The sequence below is a fragment of the Chroococcus sp. FPU101 genome, from assembly GCF_017312365.1.
Taxonomy (GTDB): domain Bacteria; phylum Cyanobacteriota; class Cyanobacteriia; order Cyanobacteriales; family Microcystaceae; genus Chroococcus.
This window is the reverse complement of record NZ_BLJI01000088.1, coordinates 1-3,736: the sequence shown is the minus strand read 5'-3', so window position 1 is coordinate 3,736 and position 3,736 is coordinate 1. Positions and strand designations below refer to the sequence as shown.

Annotated in this window: 6 protein-coding genes; 4 read left to right on the top strand and 2 right to left on the bottom strand. The window is 36.5% G+C overall.

Annotated features, from left to right (window positions below):
• Positions 1-87 precede the first annotated feature (87 nt).
• Positions 88-351, bottom strand: a complete 264-nt coding sequence (locus CFPU101_RS25090; RefSeq protein WP_206818595.1) for a hypothetical protein — start codon at positions 349-351, stop codon at positions 88-90.
• Here CFPU101_RS25090 and CFPU101_RS25085 point away from each other — a divergent pair.
• Positions 350-547: a DUF1508 domain-containing protein gene (locus CFPU101_RS25085; protein ID WP_206818593.1), complete on the top strand. Its 198-nt coding sequence runs from the start codon at positions 350-352 to the stop codon at positions 545-547. The two genes, CFPU101_RS25090 and CFPU101_RS25085, sit on opposite strands and share 2 nt — an antisense overlap.
• Positions 548-800: 253 nt before the next feature.
• Here the strand turns inward: CFPU101_RS25085 and CFPU101_RS25080 are convergent, their stop codons facing one another.
• Positions 801-995, bottom strand: coding sequence for a hypothetical protein (locus CFPU101_RS25080; protein WP_206818592.1), 195 nt, complete (start codon positions 993-995; stop codon positions 801-803).
• 559 nt (positions 996-1,554) lie between these two features.
• Between CFPU101_RS25080 and CFPU101_RS25075 the strand changes: the two genes are divergently transcribed.
• The 3 genes from CFPU101_RS25075 to CFPU101_RS25065 all read left to right on the top strand — a co-directional run bounded on the left by CFPU101_RS25075 (position 1,555) and on the right by CFPU101_RS25065 (position 3,579).
• Positions 1,555-2,046, top strand: a complete 492-nt coding sequence (locus tag CFPU101_RS25075) for a Panacea domain-containing protein (protein ID WP_206818591.1) — start codon at positions 1,555-1,557, stop codon at positions 2,044-2,046.
• Positions 2,046-2,471 carry a hypothetical protein gene (locus tag CFPU101_RS25070; protein ID WP_206818590.1) on the top strand — a complete coding sequence of 142 codons (426 nt, stop codon included), beginning with the start codon at positions 2,046-2,048 and terminating at the stop codon, positions 2,469-2,471. Before CFPU101_RS25075 ends, CFPU101_RS25070 begins: the two co-directional genes overlap by 1 nt.
• A 97-nt stretch (positions 2,472-2,568) precedes the next feature.
• The gene (locus tag CFPU101_RS25065; RefSeq protein ID WP_206818589.1) at positions 2,569-3,579 is read left to right on the top strand and encodes a protein rep; all 1,011 of its coding nucleotides are present in this window, start codon (positions 2,569-2,571) and stop codon (positions 3,577-3,579) included.
• The last annotated feature ends 157 nt before the right edge of the window (positions 3,580-3,736 follow it).

Sequence of the window (3,736 nt, the reverse complement as noted above, 5' to 3'; positions counted from 1 at the left end):
GAGGTGATTAGGATACTAAAAGAAGCACTAACTTTAAAAGCTAATGCAGGTGGTGCTATAAAAGAAAAAATTAGAAAGGTTATAGATTTACTTCAATAATTTTTCTAGTTTTTTTCTTAATTTAGCTAAAATAGTTTCTTCAAAATCTGATTTATCTATAGGTTCCGAAGCATTTAAAGTATAAAAAAGTTCACCTTTTACTTCCCCATTACTACCAATAGATTTTAAGCGTTCTTGAGCATCTTCAAAGGAAGTAGCAAAAATTTCAAATCCTTGTTTCTTATTTCCGTGTTTGTACTCACAAAGATATTTGGAAAAATCTGTATTATCAATTTGATGTGTATTGTTCATGATTAAAGAAATGTATTACAAAGTGTATCAAGACAATGCGCGTTTGTGGCGTTGGACATTTTATGCAAGTAACAGTGAGCCGATAGCTGTTTCATCAGAAAGCTATACTACTCTTTTAAATTGTAAAAACGCAATAAAAATTGTACAATCTTCTAATTTTGCCCCAATTAAAACAGCAGATGGAAGGCTCATATAAACCAGTTATAGCTCTGCGGTGACTGGACCTTGCAACACATTAATCAGTCACTCCGTACAATATGGCGCAAGGTCAGTCAATAACTGGAAACGGGAGAGTTCTAAGAGGGTTACACCCTCTCGCGCAATCTTTAGGTAAGTAAATTAATTAGTTGGAGAAGCTTATCTTTTATCCCATCTGCCCTCCGTTAGTTCCGAAAGCAGGAATTGAAAGCGGAGTGAGAACGTGGTACTAAAAACAATAGTATAAATATTCAATTTAAGTCATTCTGGTTTTCAAGATAGACAGGTATTAATCCTCCAGATTCACCGAGAACTTCTCCATTAGTTTTTAAAGCTGTTATGCGTTCTTTAGCTTCTCCAGGTGATGTTGCTTGAATATGAAAAGCGTAGTAGCTATTTCCGTATCTATACTGACACGCATACGTTTTGTATTTGTTAGTATCCATATGATTTCTGTTGTGAAAATACTTTTATGTTTATGTACTTTGAACCGTATAAAGATGAGAATAATCAATGGGTTTGGAGATTATGGTCACCTGACGGCAGCGAAGTAATGGCTTACTCAGGCAAGAGCTACGCTAAATATTCAGAATGTTTAGAAGCCATACGATTTGTGAAATGCTGCAAAGATGCACTTGTTCACGCAAAAACTGACACTTTCCCGTCGGCTGAGGAAATATTGCGCTTAAAGGGTTTTAAATAGTCATGGAGTTCGGCCTTCAGCCGCCTAGGGCGGCGACTTGAATCATTAAGGGATAACTGCGACGCTTAAGTCTTTGGTTGAAAAGATAACTTCTTGCGTTATTAGAGTTTCTGATTAGAACAGTCACTTATTGCGTATGGCATAACTTTGACCGAAACTAGAGTTTTTGAGTAAATCAGTTAATCAATAAATCAATATCGGGTAAAATAGTGTGTATGAGTAGTAAAACTATGAGAAGCCATTACAGAGAAGATAAAGCGATTGAAGTTGCATCTCTCCTTCTTATAAAGGAAGGGAGGGAAATGAATTACACCAAGTTAATCAAATTGATGTATATCATTGAAAGAGAGGCTATCTCACGTTGGGGATTACCTGTAATTTACGATGATTATTATTCTTTAAATTGCGGGCCAATCTTGAGTAATACGTTGGACAACATTACGGGTAATAGTTACTACAGGCAACCCTCTGCTGATTGGGAACGTTACATTATTCCTGATGGTAGATTTAATGTGCGTTTGGAAACTGAGCGTAAAGTCGGAAAGTTAAATCGGGCTGAAGTCAAGCTGATTGATGAGATATACGAACGTTTTGGTGGGATGACATGGGAAGATCTAATCGATTGGACACATGACCAAAAAAATGTTCCAGAGTGGGAAAATCCAAAAGGTTCTAGGCTCCCAATTGAAATTAAAACAATTTTAATGCAATCTGGGTTTCAAGAAGACGAAATTAATGAGATTTTAGAAGAAATAGAAGTAAGTCAATCAGCAAGGGAGCTATTGGCGGTTTAATGTGTGACAACAATAGTTACTCTGTTAAAATCTCAGATCTTTATCCTGGCACAACTTTTCTTTATCGCAAAAATAGTTATTCTATCTCCCATCTTTATATTATTCTTACTGATTGTGAGGATGTTAACGGTGTTCTCTGTGTTGTTTCGGTAAATATTACCACTCAAACAAGGATAGGGCGAGGTTCAGACACGACTGTTATTCTAAATGTTGGCGACCACCCTTTTATTAAAAAACCTTCTGTAGTTAACTATAACGATGCTGAATTTTCTTCTGTTGAAAAGCTTATTCGTTATATTAATGAGGAGCAATCCTTAAATGACGATGATTTAGAGAAAGAAGTATTGAGGAAAATTCAACAAGGCTTATTAGATTCAGACCGTACCCCTATTGAGATATTAGAATATTGCCAGAATAAGTTTTAAGTCTGTGATTTCAGTCTGTGTATAGGTTTGGCTGAAATGGCAAGCCCCATGATATAGTTAAGTTACCACACAAAACTTAGCACGGGGCTTAAATCCTTTGTCAACCGATACTGATTCGGCTAGACTTACTTTTATTATACATCCAAGCAATGCTAATGAAGTTTTTCTTGGAGAAATTTCCCCTCAAGATAAACCTTGGGACAAACACAGGAAAAATGCTGAGATTATCAGCAGCTACTACAAGAAAGGCGGAATGGATCGCTATGCCAAGCGAGTTGACCTATGCTCACGCAATTTAGATTTTAGATTAGTTGATGATAAGTACCGAGGGCAAAAGCGGTTAAAGTTGTTTTCGGCTCAGTTTTGCAGAGTGCGTCACTGCCCTATATGTCAGTGGCGACGATCACTAATGTGGAAAGCCAAAGCATATGAAGCTTTACCGAAAGTTGTTGCTGATTATCCAACTTATCGCTGGTTATTTCTGACTCTAACTTTAAAAAACTGTGAGCTAACAGATTTACGAGATACTCTTACTGACATCAACCGAGCTTTCAAGCGATTAACTGAGTTGAAAGTGTTTCCTGGAATTGGATGGGTTAAAAGCATAGAAGTTACTCGTGGTCGTGATGGCCAGTCAGCTCATCCACATATTCATTGTCTGATACTGGTTAAGCCAAGCTATTTTGCACAAGGATATTTACATAAAAAAGATTGGATAGCACTTTGGCAGCAATGCTTAAGGCTAAACTATAAACCAATTCTAGATATTCAAGCTATTCACGCAGATAAATCACCAGTAGGTCTTATCGCAGAAATACTTAAGTATCAATGTAAGGAGTCTGACTTGTGTGCTGATGCTGACTGGTTTATAGAATATGTTCATCAAATGCACAAGACTAGAGCAGTATCAGTTGGTGGTGTATTACGCGGTTATTTTAAAGCTTTAGAGGAAGAACCAGAAGATTTAATTGGTAAAGATGATGAAGCAGGAGATAGTAGTGATGAAACTGTTATGACTTTTCGGTGGAATACTCGGATTAAAAAGTATATCTTAGTTAGAATAACTTCGTGTAATACACGGAATGTTCAATACAAAGATACTGCATAGATATGATAGAACAACCGAGAAATGAAAAAGGTAAGTTTGTACTCAAAGGTGAAGAAGAACGTAAGGTTAGGACAGTACGCCTAACAGATTTTACATGGAATAGATTAGAAAAAATAGCAAAGCAACGATGTATTACACGGACTGAATTAATTGAGGA